We start from the raw sequence: 19,544 nt of genomic DNA on the forward strand, positions 1-19,544 counted from the left end.
GCGCAAGGTATGCGGTGTCGGCGCTGCCGGCTGGCATGACGCCGATCGTTGTTATTGACGTACTGATGTGACGAGCAGGTCTGGCAAGGTGTCTGGCGAGCTCGTCCTGGATGAGATGCCCGTACGCTGGCTAGGCGATGGCGCTCTCGTCGCGATACGCATTGAGAATCTCGTGCAGGTCGGCATCGCCGACGAAGCCCAGCGAACGCGCCTTGCGGGTGTCAAAGCGCGCCGGCCAGCTGCCGACGATGGCGGTGATACGCGGGTCAGGCTCATGCCTGACGAGTGCCAGCGCCTGCTCACCGGCGATATCCTTGAGTGCCGCGAGCATTGACGCGACGCTGACGGTGATGCCCGGCAGCATGAAGCAGCGAGAGAGGCCGAAGTCCGCGCTCGCCACCTCCGCGCCCTTGAGCAGGGCCGCGACTACCCGACGGGGCGACATCACGAACATCTCGAGCTCGCTTGGTACCGGGCAGATGGCGGCTTCGCCATTGAGCGGTTCGCGCAGGATGGAGGAGGCGAAGCTCGAGGCTGCCGCATTGGGACGCCCCGGGCGCACGATGATGGTGGGCAGACGCAGCACGCAGCCATCCACCAGCCCGCGACGGCTGTAATCATTGATCAGCAGTTCCGACATCGCCTTCTGGGTGCCGTAGGAGTTCTGCGGCACCAGCGCGGTCATGTCGCTCAGCGTCTCGGGGAGATCGCCTCCGTAGGCGGCGACCGAACTGGCCATCACCAGCCGGGTGCCGCGCAATCCACGCGCCGCGCAGCCTTCCAGCAGCAGGCGAGTCGCGTCGAAGTTGACGCGCATGCCGAGCGCCAGGTCCGCCTCGGCCGCCGAGCTGACCACGGCTGCCAGGTGATAGATCACCTGCGGCTCGCCCGCCAGGCAGCGATCAAGCACCTCGCCGTCGGCGATATCGCCTGCCACGATCTCGATATCCAGCGAGGTGGCCGGTTCGACTGCCAGACATGACGCCGCCTCGGGACGTGGCGCCTCGATCTGATCCAGCAGGGTCAAGCGTGACAATGGCTGCCCCTTCAGGCTGCCCTTGTCGATCAAGGCCTCGGTCAGGCGCTGACCGAGAAATCCGGCGGCGCCGGTAATCATGACGTGCATCGTGTGGACTCCTTGCTCGCCGCCTGGCATGACGGCTCATGGCGTGTTGTCGTTATTGGCGTTTCTGCTGTCTTGAGTCGTGATCAGGCGGTGCCGGACTGGCCGTCGTTGAGCCCGAAGGCGCGACCCCAGCCGAGGCCTGCGCGCGTCTCACCCCGCGGACGGTATTCACAGCCGATCCAGCCGTCGTAACCCAGACTCTCCAGCCGGTCGAACAGCGCCGGATAATGCACTTCCCCGACATCCGGCTCGTGACGGTCCGGCACGCCGGCGATCTGCACATGGCCCATATATGCGAACTGCGCTTCCAGATTGCGGATCAGATCGCCCTCGACGATCTGGCAGTGATAGAGATCGAACTGCACCTTGAGGTTGGCGGCGCCGACCTGGGCGAGAATCTCGCGTGCCTGCGCCTGGCCGCTCAGATAGAAGCCGGGCATGTCGCGCGGGTTGATCGGTTCGATCAGCAGTGTCTTGCCGACCTTCTCAAGCTCGGCGGCGGCGTAACGCAAGTTGCTGATATAGGTCTCGGTACAGCGCGCGCGCATGGCGTCATCCGCGCCCTGCGGCACCAGGCCCGCCATGGCATGCACGCGCGGACAATCGAGCGCCTGGGCATAGCGGATCGCCTCGGCCACCGAGGCCCGAAACTCCTCCTCGCGCCCCGGCAGACAGGTCAGGCCACGCTCACCGGCCTCCCAGTCGCCCGGCGGCAGATTGAACAGCACCTGCGACAGCTGGTGCTCATCGAGCCTTGCGCGCAATTCTTGCGGGGAATAGGCATAGGGGAAGAGATATTCGACCCCGCGAAAACCACTTTCGGCCGCAGCCGCGAAGCGATCGAGAAAGTCATGCTCGGTGAACAGCATGCTGAGATTGGCGGCCAATCGGGTCATGTCAGATCCTTGGATTTCACAGACGAAGACGTCATCACTCAGGGGCGCCCGAACCTGGCTTCGAGTTCCGCCACCTGTTCCGGGGTCATCCCACGTGGGTTCTTGCCCTGCAGCAGCAGGAACAGCTTGGCGGTTTCCTCAAGCTCTTCCGTGGCATAGACCGCTGCTTCCAGAGTCTTGCCGGCCACCACCGGGCCATGATTGGCCAGCAATACGGCGCAGTGCTTGCCGGCCAGGCCACGCACGGCATCGCCAAGCGCGGGGTCACCCGGCATGTAGTAAGGCACCAGCGGCAGCTTGCCGACCCGCATCACGTAATAGGCCGTCAGCGGAGGAATGCACTCGCAGGGATTCACGTCCGGCAGGCAGGACACCGCCACCGAGTGGGTCGAATGCAGGTGGACGATGGCACCCGACTGCGGGCGCTCGTCATACATGGCGCGATGCAGGAAGTGCTCCTTGGTCGGCGCGTCGCCATCGATCAATACGCCCTGGGCGTCGAGGCGCGAGATGCGCGCCGGATCCAGGCGCCCCAGGCAGGCATTGGTCGGCGTCATCAACCAGCCGCCATCGTCCAGCCGCTGGCTGATGTTGCCGCTGGACCCCATGGTCAGGCCGCGGTCGAACAGTGACTTGCCGTAGGTGGCGATCTGCTCACGCAACACGTTGATGTCGTGCTGTGACTGACTCATGCGTTCTCCTCGCGAGGATTCATGGCATCCAGCACGTCGAATGCCCGGGTAAAGAAGTCTTCACCCCCGAAGTTGCCAGACTTGAGTGTCAGCGAGAGCATCGCCTCCGGCTGCGAGGGGCCGGCGGCCGGGTGCGGTGCCTGTGTCCAGGGCACGCCGGGGTCGATCTGACCGCCGATACGCAGCTCACGGATGTCGAGTGCCGAGACCACCGCGCCGGAGGTTTCCCCCCCCGCCACCAGCAGGCGCCCAACGCCTTCTCCAACCAGCGTGCTGGCCAGACTGGCCAGGGCGCACTCGATGAGCTCACCGGCCTGCTTGACGCCCAGTGACGCCTGCGCCGCCTTGACGCTTTCCGGCTCGGCCGAGGCGTAGATCAGAAATGGCTTGGGGTCCGTCGCCGCCAGTTGCTCACGGGCGAAGCCCAACGCCGCCTCGAAGTGGGCATCGCTCGCGTTGAGCTTGACGGGGTCCAGCGCGAAGGCAGCATGCTGCTGCGTGAAGTGCGCCACCTGCTTGAGCGTCATGCGAGAACAACTGCCGGACAGCACCATCGCGGCGCCCTGCGCCGGGGCCAGCACCGCCGCATCATCGATCGGCTCAAGCCAGCTTTTGCGGCGGTACTGGGCAGGCAAGGCCTGGGCGAGGCCAGAGCCACCGGTGACCAGCGAGTGATCCACCAGCGCCTCGGCCAGTACCTCGAGATCCTGCTCATCGAGGCTGTCACAGACCACATGACGCACGTCTTGATGGGCAAGCTCGTCCAGACGCTGACGGGCCGCCTGCGCGCCGCGGCGTAGAGTGGCGTGATCGAGCAGCCCCACCCCATGCGGCGTCTGGCGTGACAGCACGCGCACGATGTCGGCATCGGTCATCGGGTTGAGGGGATGATGCTGCATGCCGCTGTCATTGAGCAGGCGGTCGCCGACGAACAGATGGCCCTGATAGACACTGCGCCCGTTGATGGGGAAGGCCGGCACGAAGGCCGTCTGCGTGGCGGACAAGGCCTCCAGCAAGGCATCCGCGACCGGCCCGATGTTGCCCTCGGGCGTGGAATCGAACGTCGAGCAGTACTTGAAGAACAGCTGGCGCGCGCCCTGGGCTTTCAGCCATTCAAGCGCCGCGAGGGATTCACTGATCGCCTGATCCACCGGGCAGCTGCGCGACTTGAGCGCGACCACCACGGCGTCGACCTCAGTCAGATCCAACCCGTTCGCCGCCCCTTCCTGCAGTGCATCCTGGGGTACCCCGATCACCTGCACGGTGCGCATGCCGGCACGTACCAGGTTGTTGGCAAGATCCGTCGCGCCGGTGAAGTCATCGGCGATTCCGCCCAGTACGATCGGCATCACTGCGCTCCTTCATCATTCGCGGCCGGCAGGTTGAAGCTGCCGAGACGCTGATAGACCTTGATGACGGCCGAGTCATCCTCGCGCCCGAAGCCTGCCCCACTGGCGGCGGTGAACTGCTGCAGGGCACTGCCAGCCACCGGCATGGCAAGCTTCAGCTCGCGCCCGGTGCTGTGCACGATGTTCAGGTCCTTGACGAAGATGTCGACGGCTGACAGCGGCGTGTAATCGCCCTTGAGGATGTGCGGCACGCGATTCTCGAACATCCAGGAATTGCCCGCGGAATGGGTGATGACGTCATACAGGGTGTCGGGGTCGATCCCCATGCTCATGCCTAGCGCCATGGCTTCTGCCGCCGCCGCGATGTGCACGCCGGCGAGATGCTGGTTGACCAGCTTGACGCTCGAGCCCGGGCCGGCGCAGTCGCCCAGCCGATAGACATTGGCTGCCATCGCCGCCAGCACGCGTTCCGCCTTGATGTAAGCCGCTTCACTGCCGGAGGACATCACGGACAGCTCACCACTGCGTGCCTTGACGGCGCCGCCGCTGATCGGGGCGTCGAGCAGCTCAAGCTGCATGCCGTTCAGGCGGGTTTCGAGATCACGCGCGAAGCTCGGCGCCACGGTGGCGCACTGGATCACCAGGCTACCCGGCGCGAGTCGCTCGGCCAGACCGCCCTCACCCTCGGCCCCGAACAGCACCTGCTCGACCTGATCGGCATTCACCACGACCAGCACCACCACCTGACACTCGGCCGCCAGTTCCAGCGGCGAGGCAACGGCGCGGCCACCCGCCGCTTCGAAGGCCTGACAGGCGGCGGGCGAGATATCACAGCCGATCACGTCCAGGCCTGCTTCCAGCATGGCGCGCGCACTGCCCATTCCCATCGCGCCGAGGCCGACAAGGCCGATCACTGGTGAAGTCGTTGCTGCTGTCATCTCGCATCTCCCGCGGAAGCTGTTTCAAGTGATGATCAAGGCGACCTCATGCGGCACACCGATCAGCACTTCACTGAATGTTAGCGCTACCATGTTAGCGCTAACATCATTAATAGATTAGGCTCCAAGCCACGACAAGCGGCAAATGAGAAAACGCGACATATGTCTAATCCACCATCATCTCCCCGCCGCAGCCGCAAGGGTGCCATGCAGCCGACCCTGAATGACGTGGCCCGGGAAGCCGGGGTCTCCTCGATCACCGTCTCGCGCTACTTCAACAGCCCCGACAGCGTGCGCGAAGCGACCCGCATCAAGGTCGAAGCGGCCATCGAGAAGGTCGGCTACGTGCGCAACATGATTGCCGGCAGCCTGGCCTCGGCCTCCAGTCGCGTGATTCCGGTGATCGTGCCCTCGTTGTCCAACGTGGTGTTCATCGATGTGATCAAGGGCCTGCAGGACGAATTCGAGGCACACGGCTATCAGCTGCTGCTGGGCAAGACGGATTACGATCTGGCTCGGGAAACCCAGCTGATCCGTACCTTTCTGGGCTGGTCGGCCGCGGGCCTGGTGGTGACGGGACTGCGCCATGACGATGCGACGCGCCAGATACTGGAGAACTGGAATCAGCCGATCGTTGAGATCATGGAGCTGGGGGAAGGGTTGGATCTGAACGTGGGGATGGATCATGTCGCCGCCGGACGCGCCATGACCGAGCACCTGCTGGCACGCGGGTACCGCACGATCCACTTCGCCGGTGCCGAGCTCGATCGCGACTATCGCGCGGCGATGCGCTATGCCGGACACCGTGAGGCACTGGCGGCGGCCGGCATCGAGGAGGCCCCCCTGCTCGACCTGCCCGTGCGGCAACAGATGACCAGCGGTGCTCAGGCGCTTGAGCGTATCAAAGCGACCTTCCCTGACTGCGACGCCATCCACTTCGCCAACGATGACATGGCCTGTGGTGCCATTCTCGCCGCCGCGCGGCTTGGGGTGCGTATCCCGGACGACATCGCCATCGCCGGCTTCAATGGCCTGCCGATCGGGGAGCATGTCACGCCGCGCCTCACCACCATCGTCTCACCGCGAGAGCAGATCGGCCGCATGGCAGCGCGCAAGCTGCTGGCGCGCATCAATGGCGAACCCGTCGGGGAATTGAGCCACGACCTGGGGTTCACGCTGCGGGTCGGTGGCAGCACCTGAGGCCGCGAAACCTCTCTAAGGCGCTGCCAGATTGGCTCACGATCGAGGCCTCTCAACGACGCATTCGCGTCCGTTAGGGCGAGTTGGCGCCCAGCCTGAACAAAGTTGACGTAAAACGCAAAGTATCCGGCGTATTCTGATCATCTCGCTGCCCTCAACTTCACGACACTGTGTTCAACAAAGGCGCAGAGGCGATGCGACCGGGACGTGCAGGTTGACGTCTGGTGACATGGCCGCTGCGACTTACCGCAGACAAGTGTTCTGACACGTGAGGCCCGACGATGAATCGCAAGACTATCCTGACATGCGCCATCACTGGCGCGGGTGATACCGCCAGCAAGAACCCGAATGTCCCGGTGACCCCGAAGCAGATCGCCGATGACTGCATCGCGGCCGCCAAGGCCGGTGCCAGCGTGGCCCACATTCACGTGCGTGATCCGGAGACCGGCGGCATCAGCCACTCCACCGAGCACTTCCGTGAAGTCATGGACCGTGTGCGTTCCGCCGACACCGACATCGTCATGAACATCACTGCCGGTGGCGGCGGCGACTGGATTCCAGACGTCAACGACCCGACTCGTGGTGGCCCGGGCACCGACATCCAGACCCCGGCCGAGCGTCATGCGCCGATCCAGGCACTGCTGCCGGAACTGTGCACCCTGGACTGCGGCAGCCTGAACTTCGGCGACATGGTCTACATCAACACCGCTGACTGGCTGCGCGAGCACGCTCGTCTGGTGCAGGCCGCTGGCGTCAAGCCGGAGCTCGAGTGCTTCGATCTGGGCCACGTCTGGTTCGCCCGCCAGCTGCAGCAGGAAGGTCTGCTCGACGACGACCTGCTCTTCCAGCTGTGCCTGGGCATCCCGTGGGGCGCGGAAGCCGACACCGAAACCATGCTGACCATGAAGAACAAGCTGCCGACCAACTCCAACTGGGCTGCCTTCGGCATCGGCCGCATGCAGATGCCGATGGTCGCACAGGCCGTGCTGCTGGGCGGTCACGCTCGCGTCGGTCTCGAAGACAACCTCTATCTGTCCAAGGGCGTGATGGCGACCAACGCGCAGCTGGTCGAGAAGTCCTCCGGCATCATCGAGAACCTGGGTTCCAGCGTGATGACCCCGGCCGAGACGCGTGAATTCCTCAAGCTGCGTGATCCGTCCACCGGCAAGACCGCTGGCGATATCGCCGCACTCGAAACCGCTGGAGGTGTCGCATGAGCCAGTTGTCTGTCGTAGGAACCGGTGTCATCGGCAATGGCTGGATCTCGCGTGCACTGGCCAATGGCTGGGATGTGGTCGCCTTCGACCCGGCTCCGGACGCCGAAGGCCGCACTCGCGCCTTCGTCGCGAATGCCTGGCATGCGCTTGAGAAGGATGGCCTGGCAGAGGGTGCCTCCGTCGATCGTCTGCGCTTCGCCGCGACCCTCGAGGAAGCCGTGGTCGGCGCCGACCTGATCCAGGAAAACGTGCCGGAGCGTCTGCCGCTCAAGCAGGAAATCCTCAGCGCCATCGATGCCGCGGCCGAAGAGCACGTCGTGATCGGCTCTTCCACCTCCGGCTTCAAGCCGACCGATCTGCAACAGGACTGCAAGAAGGCACCGGGCCGCGTCATCGTCGCTCACCCCTTCAACCCGGTCTATCTGCTGCCGCTGGTCGAGCTGGTCGGTGGCGAGCACACCTCACCGGCACTGCTGGAAGGCGCCCGTGACGACTACCAGAAGCTGGCGATGCGTCCGCTGATCGTGCGTCGCGAGATCGAAGGTCACATCGCTGACCGCCTGATGGAAGCGCTGTGGCGTGAAGCCCTGCACCTGGTCAACGACGGCGTCGCCACCACCGAAGAGATCGACGCTGCCGTCGTCTATGGCTGTGGTCTGCGCTGGTCGCTGATGGGCACCTTCCTGACCTTCCACCTGGCAGGCGGCGAGCCGGGCATGCGTCACATGCTCGAGCAGTTCGGCCCGGCACTGAAACTGCCGTGGACCAAACTCGAAGCGCCGGAGCTGACCGACGAGCTGATCGACAAGGTCGTGGAAGGCTGCGAATACCAGGCAGCGGGCCGCCCGGTCGCCGAGCTGGACCGTCGTCGCGATGAATTCCTGGTCGAACTCTTGAGCCTGACGCGCAAGTACTGGCCGGAAGCCGAAGGCCTCGAGGGGCGTATCTGATGGACCTGCTCGAGATCACGGTACCGCACGAGTGGGTCGACTATAACGGCCACATGAATGATGCCGAGTACGCGCGTGCCTTCTCGATGGCGGTCGAAGCCTTGATGGAGCACGTGGGGCTGGATGTCGAGGGTCGTCGCGAACACGATCTGACCATCTACACCCTGGAGACGCACCTGTGCTATCTGGCGGAAGCGCATGAAGGCCAGACGCTCAAGGTCAAGGTGCTGCTGCTGGACCATGACGCCAAGCGCCAGCATGTGCTGTTCACCCTGACGGATGCCGACGGCGGCGAGATCGCCACCAGCGAGCAGATGTTGATGGCGATGAGCATCAGTGGCGGTCGTCCGACGCCCTGTCCGGAATCGGTGGCAGAGCGCATTGCCGCCCTGCCCCAGCCGACAGACGACGATGGCTGGCCCAAGGCGGCCGGTCGTCGTATCGCCATCCGCCGCAAGACGGCCTGAGACGTGTGACAATCGATGTCCGCTTCGGATAACAAGTCGCTGATTTAGCGTCGAAACCCGCACCCTGCCAGTCTTCTGGCGGGGTGTTATTGTCTTGGGACACCCGCCGAGAGCCGATTCATGACCATGACGCCTTCCCCCATCACCTGTCGCGCCTTCATCGATGACTTCGCGCGCGGCATGGATGAAATGGTAGAGATGCCCCAGGCAGACGCCCGCAAGCGCTATGAACAACTGTGCCAGCAACTTGGCGCGCCGCTCGCCGAGGGAGTCACGACCCACGAGAATCACGTCGAGATCGCCGGCCGGGCAACGCCGCTGCGCCTGCGCCACTTCATCCCGGAGGTGGCACGCAAGGCGGAAGGCAACCTGCCGGCACCGGTGGTGTTTCTGCACGGCGGGGCCTGGCAGATAGGCTCGCCGGAGAGCCATCAGGGCATCGCCTCCAGCCTGGCCGCCCAGCTGGGGCGTGAGGTGGTCAGTGTCGATTATCGCCTGCTGCCGGAAGCCAACTATCAGGACGCACTGGCGGATTGCCTGGCGACCATCGAGCACCTCTCCGCCACAGTCGAACCGGTGGCCATCGTCGGTGACAGCGCCGGCGCTCGACTGGCGATGGATGTGGCGCGCCGACTCGATACCGAGATGCCCAACATCGGCCTGCAGGGTACGCGCATGCAGAGCCTCGGCACCCACGGCGCGGAAATGGAGACGGCCCACCATCAGGAGCATCCGGCCCCCGACAAGCCCACAAGCTATGTGCTGGGGCTGATCTACCCGCCGATGGACCCGGTCTTCGTGCTGGCCAGGGAGAACGAGTTCGCGCTGGGCTCGGATGCGCCACTGCTCGGCCGCGATGAAGTGGTCAGCATGTGGCTGACCGTCGCCGAGGGCGACCGCTCCGCCAGCTACTCACCCTCGCCGGCACATTCCCAGCAGCCGCCGGCACGCCAGATCGAAGTGCTGGCCGCCGAGCATGATCCGCTGACCCAACCGCTGGAAGCAGCGGTGGATGTCTGGCGCTGGCGCGGTGCCGATGTCGGCTATCGCAGTGCAAGCGGCATGGTGCATGCGGCGCTGCACGCACATCATGCGCTCCCCGAGATGCAGCACGCCTGGCAGGCCTTCTGTGAAGCCCTCGATCGGCGCCTGTGCGCCCTGGACTAGCGCAAGCCCCTCACGTACACAAACGCCCAGCCACGAAAGTCGTGACTGGGCGTTTGCGCATCTGGACACAGACATAGCTGGTGACCGACATAGCGGATGACAGATATAACCGAAGACTGAAAAGCCCGGTGGGAACCGCTCGAGCGTCAAGCCGTCGCCTAAGTCTTCAGACTCGCCGGTGACATGAAGCGCAGCTCGATGGCGACCGGGCACTGACGGATGCGCTGATGCCACTCCTGCTCCAGCCGCTCCCGCGTCATGCCCTGAGACGAATTCTCCGTCAGCACGACCACGACGATCAGTCTGAAATTGGCGTCCAGGGTGCGGTCCGCCAGCAGCGCTTCGTAGAGCAGACTTTGCAGCACCGTCTGCGCTCTGGCGTAGTGCTTGAGCACCTTCACTTCGATGAACGTAAAGGGGGCGCTTTCTCCCTCCAACAACGCATCGAAGCAGGCATCGGTCTCGCCGACACGCACATGACGCGTCATCGCGCCGCTCGCACTACCGCCACCACCACCCGCAGTGGAGGACTCCTGCATCTGACGCAGCACGGCATCCTTCAGCTGGGTCATCTGCTGGCGATGATGATCCAGATGCTCGGCACGCGATAACGGCGCCTTCTCGTCGGCGCCGTCCTGAGGGCTCAACAGCTGCGCGACATCGGCATCGTCGACGGCCTGCCCGCTATCCTCAGCGGCGGCTGACACCTGAGCCTCGGCGTCTGCTCCGCCCTGCTGCCAATCACTCTCCCCCAGCGACGCCTGCACCTCGCGAGTCAGACGCTGCTCTTGCTCGGCTGGCGATAGCGTGCGCATGAAGGAGCGGTCCTTGTCGTAATCCCCCGGCGCATACAACTTGCCGTGATGATGGGTCACGAGTCGATAGAACACTGCCAGCACCAGCAGCGGAAACACCACGATGAAACCGATCAACGGCCAACGCTCCGCCACCGTCAGTGTCTCGGCCGCCGAATTCAGCAGCAGACTCGCGAAGCCATAGATCAACGAGATGAACAACGCGATGATCCCCAGCGGGTTCCGCGCCAACTGCCTGGCATATTTCATGAACTGCATACGCGCTCCATTCCTTGGGGCTTACTGAGGGCATCCTCATGCAATGGGGGCGAGCAGCCTGATAATGCAAGAGGCCAGCCTCACCACTGCATCACGATGAAGGTCAGGGTCATCACGCCGATGGCGACCAGCCAGGCGCCCAGCACCCGCTGGGCGATGACGAAAGCCGTCTCGGGGAGCAAACGCCCGGCCAAGGCAAGAATCCCCCAGCCGGCGACAACGATGAGGAGTATGGCCGTCATTACGCCGAGCAGTATTGCCACTGGGGTAGTGGCCACGTCATGCCCGACGAACAGCAGGCCGACCACCAGCCCCAACAACGCTGCCGGGACACGCGCCATCAGCGCCCTGCCCCACAACGTGCGCAGTGGTAGATGAATCGACACCAGCAAGGCCGTGACGATCGCGAAACCCACCACTGCCATCACCAGCGAATCCGGCGCGTACAGCGCCACCACGATTCCCAGCACCATGGCATTGATCAGACGCAGAACGCCGCGCAGCCACTCGCCAGTCGTGAAGCGGCTCTGACAGGCAACGCCCACCAGACTGGCCGTCAGCATCAGATACAGGATCACCGGGCTTCCGGTGGCGGCGCGAACGCCCAACAGCCATTGATCCCACATCATCATGCCAGGGCCTCCAACAGGAAGTAGACACCCAACAGCGCCGTCACTGCGCCCAGTACCCGCAGCAACACGCCCTGATGAAAGCGCTCTGCCACTACGCCCACGCCGATACCGGCGGCATGCAGACTGCCGGTAGCCAACATGAAGCCCATCGCGAAGGCGAAGGGATCAGAGGCCTGGGGCAATTCCGCCCCGTGGGCGTATCCATGACAGATCGCGAACACCGAGACCACCAGACAGGCGAGCCACAACGGCAATGCGACCCGCCACACGATGAAGGCGCCGAGTACCAGTGCGGAAAGCGCGATACCGATCTCGATGCCCGGCAGCGCCAGGCCCACGATGCCGACCACACTGCCCAGCGCCATGATCATCGGGAAGACAACCGGCAGCAGCCAGGTGGCGGGCCGCCCCAGAATCACGCCCCACAGGCCCACCGCCACCATGGCCGTGAAGTGATCAAGCCCGGTCAGGGGATGCAGGAAGCCCGCGGCAAAGCCGCCGACCGAATCGGTAACGACATGGGCATGCGCAGCCCCGGAGAACATGACCAGCAACAGAGCCAGGCGAGAGGTGGCTGCCCGCGTGAGTCGCGGCGCCGAAAAGCGGGTGAACGTCATGAGGTAACAATCCTTCGGTGAAAAGCATGAAGCCCCGCGGCAATGCAGGTCTTTCGCATGGCCGCAGGGCTTCTTCATACAGCACGCTATTTCATACAGCGCTTGTGCTCAGGCAGTCCGCGCGACTGTCGGCAAGGTGGCGCGCCAGGCTGCCGCCCTACTGCTCGCTGGATGCCTGAGACGGGGCCTCTGACGGCTGATCAGACTCCGGGCGATCAGACGTGTCCTTCTCCGGCCCACCCGGACCACCCGGACCACCCGGGCCGGGGCCCTGGCCCGGTATGCGCGGCGAGCCGATGCCCATGCTGGCCGTGGTCACGAAGTTGTCCTTGGCGACCACGCCCTTGAGGCACTTGGGCAGATTCGGGAACTCGTCGGTGGCGTGATAATGGTACTCGCCCTCGGGGTGGCGCTCGGTCGGGCCGAAGTGACCATTGCAGCTGTCGAGGTCCGTCGGGACGCTGCCGCCGGAATCCTGAGTGCCGAACATCGGATAGCCATCGAAGGCATAGGCGAACTGGGCGGTATGGCTCTGTGGCAGCTGACAGTGGGCATCGACACCGAGCTCGTCATAGAGGGTGTCGATATCGGTCGCCGTGGCATGCCAGTGATACCAGCCACCGGGATCGACATGCCCGCCGCAGGTATCCAGCGCCGGCAGGTTGCCGGTATCCAGCACTGACGGGGCGTCAGCGAAGATAGGCACGCCATCCAGGGCAAGACCGATCTTGGCGACGGTGCCCAGCGGCGTGGGCTCGTCAGCCTCGACCGGTTCGAGGGGCAGCAGCACGGTCATCTCGACGCTCTCATCCTCGGCCACGTTGAGGCAGTTGTTGGCCTCGACCGGCCTCTTGCTCAGGTCCGTCATGATGTGGAGCGTTTCGTCGTCATCATGGAAATGAAAGCCGAGCGTATCGAGCATCTCGAAAAAGGCGCGATCCAGCCGATAGAGGCCCGAGTTCTCGCCATCCCAGTCCCAGATACCGCCCTCATCATCCAGAGATGGCGGACAGAACGGGCCGGTTTTCAGGCCATCCGGCTTGTACTTGACCACCAGACGGGTGCACTGGGACTGCGTGCCATTTTCCAGCGTACAGCTCACCGTTTCAGGGGCTTTCACCAGCGCGGCCGAGGAGAATTGGCTCGGCACGACTTCAGCATGAGCCGCGCCGGCCATCAGCATCGCGACCGATGCTGACAGCACAGCAGCGGGCAAGCGTGCCTTGTGCCGCACGGCAGCTGCACGATGAGGAGGTGTGATGGTCATTCAATGACTCCTGACAGGACGCTTGGACGTCGCGGCAAGCGCAAGATGTCACCGCGACAGAAAGGGTGAATCAACCAGAACGCATGCAAAAGAGAGCGCTTCAGTCCAAAAGCCAGCACTGACAACCGGCAGCCCACAGACAGCAACGCCCGCCCTCTGATTCCATGCAACATCATCAGAGTGGCGGGCGAAGCATTCACGGTGCATGCGGCGCAGGCGCCTTCAGCCTCAGCGTTCCGCTGGGCCACCCGGCGGCTTGGCACCCTCGGGCAGGCAGGCAAGACCTTCACCGCCATCGGCCGGCGCGTCACCTGATGCACCCGGGCCAGGGCCGCCCTCGGGCGGAGCGATGCACTGACCGGGGATCAGATCCTGCTGACCTTGCACCTGAATCTGACACTGGTCTCCCACCTGCTTGGCGATACATGCCTCCAATGCTTCCTGAGGCGGCTTGCCGCGCGGCGGTTGCTGCGCCGCACTCACGGCACTGACTGCCAGCAGGGCGCCGGTGATGGCAAACATTGCGCCACTGCGGGCGAGGGCCTGACTCACGCCAGAGAGACCAGAAAGCTTCATCATGCTCGTTCCTTGTGTATTCGTGCGGATGAACGCAGGGTGCCGCCAGAGTGTGCAGGCAATATGTCAGAAAGCCGCAACCACGCCGACAACCCGAGGCAACCCCTGCGCTCGCAAGGGCTCCCCCCTGCACACGAGAGAAGCCTTCGGCATCACGCCTCGTCGTGAGGCTTTTGCCCTTCAGGCCCGCCCTCGGGCGGCCCACCTGCCGGGCGTTCATCTGCCTTGCAGACCGCATCCGGCGAGTCGAGCCCACAGCCGATCTCGCCCTTGAAGCAGCCCAGAATCTCGTTCTTCTCGGCACTGTTGCCGTGATAGTGATAGCCGATCCCTGTGGCGACGTGACCGCTGCAGGCATCCAGCTCGGCCTTTTCAGCATCCTCACCGGTCAGCTTGGCCAGTATCGGGTAACCGTCCATCGCGAAGCCGATCATCGGGGCATCCGCTTCCGCTTTCTCCTGCTTGGGGCTACAGCCATTGGCACCGTGGTAGTGATAACCCACGTGCAGATTCACATGCCCCCCGCAATCGTCGAACGGGGCCAGAGTATGGGCAGCGAGAATCGCATCCTGCGGCGCTGCGGCATCGAATCTGACGCCATTGAAGGCGATACCCCGTGGGCCTGGCGTGCGCCCTGTTGCCTCATCCTGACGGGCGACAGGCACCAAGGGCAGCACATAGGTGGTCTCGACGACCTCATCCATGTATTCCGTGCGGCATTCCACGCAGTAGTTGTTGTACTCCTCGGCCACATCCGGCCTCGCCGCCTGATCACACGCGGTCCTGGTATCGGTGACGTGAACCTTGCCGGTATCCTCATCGAACAGCTGCCACTCGGGGTCATCATAGAAGGTGGCCAGATTTTCGATGAAGGCACCATCCACGTCGTATTGCGTGCCGTCGCGCACCCAGATACCGCCCTCATCAGCAGTGTCCGAGATATTGCCCGGGCACCAGGGGCCCATCTCATCGGCGGCCAGCGAGTTCTTGAGCGTGATGCTGAAGCATTGGGTCTCGGTGCCGCCGGAAAGCGTGCAATCCACCACCTCGGGGCCTGCCACGACGCTGTCGGCATCGAACATCGTCTTGATAGTTGCCAGGCGCTCGCTCATGTCGGTGCCATGGGCCACGGCGGTCGTGGAGGCCATCAAGGCGATGGCACTCCCCAATAGCAGCTTGCTTGTCAGATGCTTCATTCCCCATCCCCTTGTCATTGCGAAAGTCGCTCTCATGCCTCTGCAGGCCACACGCAGCTGTCACTCACCCGCGGCAAACGCCGGCTGAAACCTCGTACTTCCTCCAGCACAAGACGCACCCTGCCCGACAGCATGGCACCTCAAGGCGTGGATACCCGCTTTCTGGCAGCCTCTCCCATCAGATCACGTTTTTGACACGCGGGTATGACAGCCGCATGAGGATCACCGACAAAAGCCAGTGGTGAGAGCCGAACGCAGGCAAGGTGGCGCACGAACTTGCAGCAATTGTTGAAAGCAGCGCCCTTGTGTTGAAAGCAGCGTCCTTGGCCAGGCCTCAGCGCGTCTGGCGCGGGGAATGCCCGAAGTGGTTGCGGTAGGCACGCGAGAAGCTGGAGCTGGAGGTAAAGCCGCTCGACAGCCCGACCGAGAGAATATCGAGGTCGGTTTCCTTGAGCAGATGCCGCGCCCGCTCCAGGCGCAGCCGCAGGTACCAGGCCCGCGGCGAGGTCGACAGCTCCTGCTCGAACAGGCGCTGCAACTGGCGCAGCGAGACGCGACAGCGCTTCGCCAGCTCCTCCAGCGACAAGGGGGTGTCCAGGTTCTGCTCCATCAGGGCGACCGCATCGACCAGCTGGCGCTTGTGGGTGCCCAGGCGGCGCGCCAACGTCATGCGCTGCTGGTCCGTCCGCGTGCGCATGCGGTCGTGTACCAGCTGCTCCGAGACATCCACCGCCAGCGCCGTGCCGTGCCGGCGGGCAATCACATCCAGCGCCATGTCCATCGCGGCTGCCCCACCGGCACAGGAAAAGCGCCGCGCGCCCAGCTCGAACAGCTCATCCGAGGTACTGATGGTAGGGAAGCGCTCACGAAACGCCGGCAGGCTTTCCCAGTGCAGCGTGACGCGCTCGCCGTCCAGCAGTCCTGCCGCCGCCAGCAGGAAACAGCCGGTATCCAGACCGCCCAGCACACAGCCTCCGCCATCGAGACGATGCAGCCAGCCCGTCAAGGCGCGATTGAGGTGCGCCTCGGGCTCGAAACCGCTGCATACCGCCAGCGAAGGCAGGGAGCGAATATCGAGAATGCTGTGGTCGGCGACCAGCGTCATGCCACTGGAAGACGTGACCGGCTGGCCATCCTCACTGATGAGCAACCAGCGAAACAGCGGCTTGCCACTGATGCGATTGGCGATGCGCAGAGGCTCCACGGCCGCGAAGAACGCCATCATCGAGAAGCGTGGCAGCAAGAGAAACCCGATGGTTTCCGGTAGCGGGCCGATGTAATCGAGTCGCATCGTGCAGTGGCTCCAGAGAGTGAGAAGGTGAATCCGTCCTGCCCGGCGGCTGAGCGCAAGCAGCGTCAATGACGTCGTGAGGGCAAGCGTCCGAGGTGCAGGCTCTGCTCACGACCCTGCACCGCCGAAATGTTATCCCGAAAGCGTCCCACAGATGGCCAACATTGTCGTATTCAGACAATCAATGGTCGTATCACGTCAAGAATATCATTGCATGATTTCTGCCTCTCGGACAGCCGCGACGCCCCTGCGCGATAGCCCTTGCCAATGAGCCTGCGTGACCGAATGGGCTCGCTGGCGAACGCGCTTTTCTGACACAGCCAATTTTCCAGAAGCTGTAGCCATCAAAATCAATTCCATACATAATATATTGTAATGCTTTGAGGGAGTTAGCGTCTTCCCGCGCCTCTCGACAAGCATTCACGTCTTCATCTCGTTGCCTTATCGACAACAATTTTTCGCGACAGATGAACGGTCATTCCGCCGTGACCGCGACAGGGAACGCTGGCCCTACGACCAGCTCGAACAGGAGATATTGCGTGACCCCACCTCAGCCTGACCCCGCCTCACCTGACAATTCCAGTACTAAAAACGCCAGTACCAAAAAAAACACCTCAGACGGCAGCGCCGCGGCAATCGTCGGTTCTCAGCGCTACCATTCGCCGGACCTGAGCCTGCGCGTCGAGACCTCCGGCCCGCTCAAGGGCATGCACAAGGGCATGACCCTGACCTCCGCCGGCCTGCTGCTGCTTTTCGTTCTCGCCACCGGCCTGGCCCCCGAGCTGTCCTCCAGCCTGTTCGGCGCCGCACGCGCCTGGATCGAATCCACCTTCGGCACCTATTACCTGGTGACCATCGTCGGCCTGATCGGCCTATGCATTGCCCTCGTCTTCTCCCCCTGGGGCAAGCTGCGCCTGGGCGCGCCGGATAGCCGCCCTGAATTCTCGCGCTTCACCTGGATCTCGATGCTGCTCTCGGCAGGCGTCGGGATCGGCATCCTGTTCTTCGGCGTCGCCGAACCGATGTTCTACTTCGACAACTCCGGCGGCTTCGGCTACCCCAACAATCCGCACGCTGACCTCGCCGGCCATATGGCGATGGATCACGCCCGCGCCGTCGACGCCCTCAAGCAAGCCTTCTTCCACTGGGGCCTGCACGGCTGGGCGGTCTATGTCATCGTCGGCATGACGCTGGCCTACTTTGCCTATCGCCGTAATCTGCCGCTGGCACTGCGCTCCGCGCTCTATCCGCTGATCGGTGACCGCATCTACGGCCCCATCGGTCATGCCGTCGACATCATGGGGGTACTGGGCTGCGTGTTCGGTATCGCCACCTCGCTGGGGCTGGGCGTCAGTCAGATCGCCGTCGGCCTCAACCGCCTGACCGGTATCGACTCGGGTATCGGCACCCAGGTCGTGCTGATCGCGATCATCAGTGTGATCTCCATCGCCTCGGCGGTCTCCGGCGTCCAGCGCGGCATCCGCATCATTTCCGAGCTGAATGTCGGCGTGTCCGTCATCGTGGTCGGCAGCTTCCTGATCGGTGGCCCGACCCTGTGGCTGATCAGCATGTTCGGCGAGACGGTCGTCTCCTACGTGCGTGACGTCATTCCCATGGGCCTGTGGGTCGCGAGCACGCCGGTCGAGCGCGACTGGCAGGATGCCTGGACCATCTTCTACTGGGCCTGGTGGCTGGCATGGGCGCCGTTCATCGGTCTGTTCATCGCGCGTATCTCCAAGGGCCGCACCCTGCGTGAGTTCATCCTCGGCGTGCTGATTGCCCCGCCGCTGATCATCTTCATCTGGCAGACCCTGTTCGGCGGCACCGCCCTGCATCAGGAGCTGAACGCGGCCATGGGCCCGGGCACCGGCCAGCTGATGGGCATGATTCGCGACTGGAATCTGCCAGAGGCGCTGTTCGCCACCGCCGATGCGCTGGTGAGCAATGACATTCTCAGCACCGTGCTGACGTCACTGCTGATCTTCCTGCTGATCAGCTGGTTCGTGACCAGCTCCGACTCCAGCACCCTGGTCATCACCACCATCCTGTCGATGGGCGATGAAGACCCGCTGCCGCGTCACCGCATCTTCTGGGGTGTCTGCATCGGCTCCGTCGCGGCGGTACTGCTGATGGCAGGCGGGCTCAAGGCGCTGCAGACGGTCCTGATGGCTGCCGCCCTGCCGGTCAGCTTCGTGATCCTCGCCATGACGCTTGGCCTGCTGGTCGCGCTGGTCGATGAATCGCGCAGCATGATCACGTCGCGTCGTCAGCCGAAGACCGGCCCGCAAGCCACGCCGCGAACGGCCAGCCAGACCAACGCGGGCTAAGGCCTCTGCCAGTGATTTCGTGACGCAGGATTCCATGATGCAACCGTAGAGAGGGCAGCGTGGCGCTCTCGGCAATAGCGCCGCAGCCCTCTCAACAAAGGCACCGGCATCACAGGCTCATTGGCCCGCATTTATAAGAATGCGTGTGACCACAGCATCATCAATGCCCGCTCAGGCCAACACCTGAGCGGGCATTGTCATTTCTGGCGTCTTTTGCATGCTCTTCACGTCGTGTTGTGGCAAGCAGGCGTCGCTTGCCTCCAACGTCCCCACACCGCACCTGACTAGTCTGGAAAGGCGCAACCCTCGGCCTGACAGCCGGTTGCGCTGCTGACAGGAGAATGACAGCAAAAGTGCCCAGCCAGGCACGCATGACGCTCTCTGCGCTCTCGAGATTGGCCACCCTCGGCATTGGCCTGATCGAGAACACCATCCCCCACTTTAGCCACTGGCCTAGCCCCTACCGCTTGCGCACTCAGGGCTTCAATGTAATCAGCCTCAAGGCACTCAGGCCGCAGCAGGAGCGACAGCTCAAACAGCATTAGAACGACAGCTCACACAAC

The 19,544-nt window shown here is 63.8% G+C and carries 18 protein-coding genes; 6 read left to right on the plus strand and 12 right to left on the minus strand.

The features are described 5' to 3' along the window. Positions 1 to 130 precede the first annotated feature (130 nt). From denD to ltnD, 5 genes are all read right to left on the minus strand, one after another. Positions 131 to 1,126 carry a D-erythronate dehydrogenase gene (denD, locus tag HA399_RS10015; RefSeq protein WP_404324843.1) on the minus strand — a complete coding sequence of 332 codons (996 nt, stop codon included), beginning with the start codon at positions 1,124 to 1,126 and terminating at the stop codon, positions 131 to 133. A gap of 83 nt (positions 1,127 to 1,209) precedes the next feature. Further along, a complete protein-coding gene (gene otnI, locus HA399_RS10020; RefSeq protein ID WP_404324844.1) occupies positions 1,210 to 2,022 on the minus strand; it encodes a 2-oxo-tetronate isomerase in 813 nt (270 codons plus the stop codon). 38 nt (positions 2,023 to 2,060) lie between these two features. Then, the gene (otnC, locus tag HA399_RS10025; protein ID WP_107334577.1) at positions 2,061 to 2,714 is read right to left on the minus strand and encodes a 3-oxo-tetronate 4-phosphate decarboxylase; all 654 of its coding nucleotides are present in this window, start codon (positions 2,712 to 2,714) and stop codon (positions 2,061 to 2,063) included. After that, positions 2,711 to 4,063, minus strand: coding sequence for a 3-oxo-tetronate kinase (gene otnK, locus HA399_RS10030; RefSeq protein ID WP_404324845.1), 1,353 nt, complete (start codon positions 4,061 to 4,063; stop codon positions 2,711 to 2,713). Before otnK ends, otnC begins: the two co-directional genes overlap by 4 nt. Further along, positions 4,063 to 5,001 carry an L-threonate dehydrogenase gene (ltnD, locus tag HA399_RS10035; protein ID WP_404324846.1) on the minus strand — a complete coding sequence of 313 codons (939 nt, stop codon included), beginning with the start codon at positions 4,999 to 5,001 and terminating at the stop codon, positions 4,063 to 4,065. The genes otnK and ltnD overlap by 1 nt, the downstream gene beginning before the upstream one ends. Positions 5,002 to 5,163: 162 nt before the next feature. Here ltnD and HA399_RS10040 point away from each other — a divergent pair, with 162 nt between their 5' ends. The 5 genes from HA399_RS10040 (at position 5,164) to HA399_RS10060 (ending at position 10,002) form a co-directional block, all read left to right on the plus strand. Further along, positions 5,164 to 6,201 carry a LacI family DNA-binding transcriptional regulator gene (locus HA399_RS10040; protein WP_404324847.1) on the plus strand — a complete coding sequence of 346 codons (1,038 nt, stop codon included), beginning with the start codon at positions 5,164 to 5,166 and terminating at the stop codon, positions 6,199 to 6,201. A 281-nt stretch (positions 6,202 to 6,482) separates the two neighbouring features. Further along, a complete protein-coding gene (locus HA399_RS10045; RefSeq protein WP_215822968.1) occupies positions 6,483 to 7,418 on the plus strand; it encodes a 3-keto-5-aminohexanoate cleavage protein in 936 nt (311 codons plus the stop codon). Continuing rightward, positions 7,415 to 8,368, plus strand: a complete 954-nt coding sequence (locus tag HA399_RS10050) for an L-carnitine dehydrogenase (RefSeq protein ID WP_404324848.1) — start codon at positions 7,415 to 7,417, stop codon at positions 8,366 to 8,368. The genes HA399_RS10045 and HA399_RS10050 overlap by 4 nt, the downstream gene beginning before the upstream one ends. After that, the gene (locus HA399_RS10055) at positions 8,368 to 8,835 is read left to right on the plus strand and encodes a thioesterase family protein (RefSeq protein WP_404324849.1); all 468 of its coding nucleotides are present in this window, start codon (positions 8,368 to 8,370) and stop codon (positions 8,833 to 8,835) included. The genes HA399_RS10050 and HA399_RS10055 overlap by 1 nt, the downstream gene beginning before the upstream one ends. A gap of 120 nt (positions 8,836 to 8,955) precedes the next feature. After that, a complete protein-coding gene (locus tag HA399_RS10060; RefSeq protein WP_404324850.1) occupies positions 8,956 to 10,002 on the plus strand; it encodes an alpha/beta hydrolase in 1,047 nt (348 codons plus the stop codon). Between the two features lie 158 nt (positions 10,003 to 10,160). On the opposite strand, the gene HA399_RS10065 is transcribed toward HA399_RS10060, so the two are convergent. The 7 genes from HA399_RS10065 to HA399_RS10095 all read right to left on the minus strand — a co-directional run bounded on the left by HA399_RS10065 (position 10,161) and on the right by HA399_RS10095 (position 16,654). Continuing rightward, the gene (locus HA399_RS10065) at positions 10,161 to 11,075 is read right to left on the minus strand and encodes a hypothetical protein (RefSeq protein WP_404324851.1); all 915 of its coding nucleotides are present in this window, start codon (positions 11,073 to 11,075) and stop codon (positions 10,161 to 10,163) included. 80 nt (positions 11,076 to 11,155) lie between these two features. Then, on the minus strand, positions 11,156 to 11,707 hold the full coding sequence (locus HA399_RS10070; RefSeq protein WP_404324852.1) for a hypothetical protein: 552 nt from the start codon (positions 11,705 to 11,707) through the stop codon (positions 11,156 to 11,158). Further along, the gene (locus HA399_RS10075) at positions 11,704 to 12,324 is read right to left on the minus strand and encodes a HupE/UreJ family protein (protein WP_404324853.1); all 621 of its coding nucleotides are present in this window, start codon (positions 12,322 to 12,324) and stop codon (positions 11,704 to 11,706) included. Before HA399_RS10075 ends, HA399_RS10070 begins: the two co-directional genes overlap by 4 nt. Before the next feature lie 157 nt (positions 12,325 to 12,481). Next, on the minus strand, positions 12,482 to 13,591 hold the full coding sequence (locus HA399_RS10080) for a YHYH protein (protein WP_404324854.1): 1,110 nt from the start codon (positions 13,589 to 13,591) through the stop codon (positions 12,482 to 12,484). Between the two features lie 228 nt (positions 13,592 to 13,819). Beyond that, positions 13,820 to 14,170, minus strand: coding sequence for a hypothetical protein (locus HA399_RS10085; RefSeq protein ID WP_404324855.1), 351 nt, complete (start codon positions 14,168 to 14,170; stop codon positions 13,820 to 13,822). Positions 14,171 to 14,319: 149 nt separating this feature from the next. Next, complete coding sequence (locus tag HA399_RS10090; protein ID WP_404324856.1) at positions 14,320 to 15,363, minus strand: YHYH protein; 1,044 nt, start codon at positions 15,361 to 15,363, stop codon at positions 14,320 to 14,322. Positions 15,364 to 15,697: 334 nt separating this feature from the next. Further along, on the minus strand, positions 15,698 to 16,654 hold the full coding sequence (locus HA399_RS10095) for a GlxA family transcriptional regulator (protein WP_054557162.1): 957 nt from the start codon (positions 16,652 to 16,654) through the stop codon (positions 15,698 to 15,700). 539 nt (positions 16,655 to 17,193) lie between these two features. On the opposite strand from HA399_RS10095, the gene HA399_RS10100 reads away from it, so the two are divergent. Next, complete coding sequence (locus tag HA399_RS10100; RefSeq protein ID WP_404324857.1) at positions 17,194 to 18,981, plus strand: BCCT family transporter; 1,788 nt, start codon at positions 17,194 to 17,196, stop codon at positions 18,979 to 18,981. Positions 18,982 to 19,544 lie beyond the last annotated feature (563 nt).

This window comes from Cobetia sp. UIB-001 (genome assembly GCF_044789135.1).
Taxonomy (GTDB): Bacteria; Pseudomonadota; Gammaproteobacteria; order Pseudomonadales; family Halomonadaceae; genus Cobetia; species Cobetia amphilecti.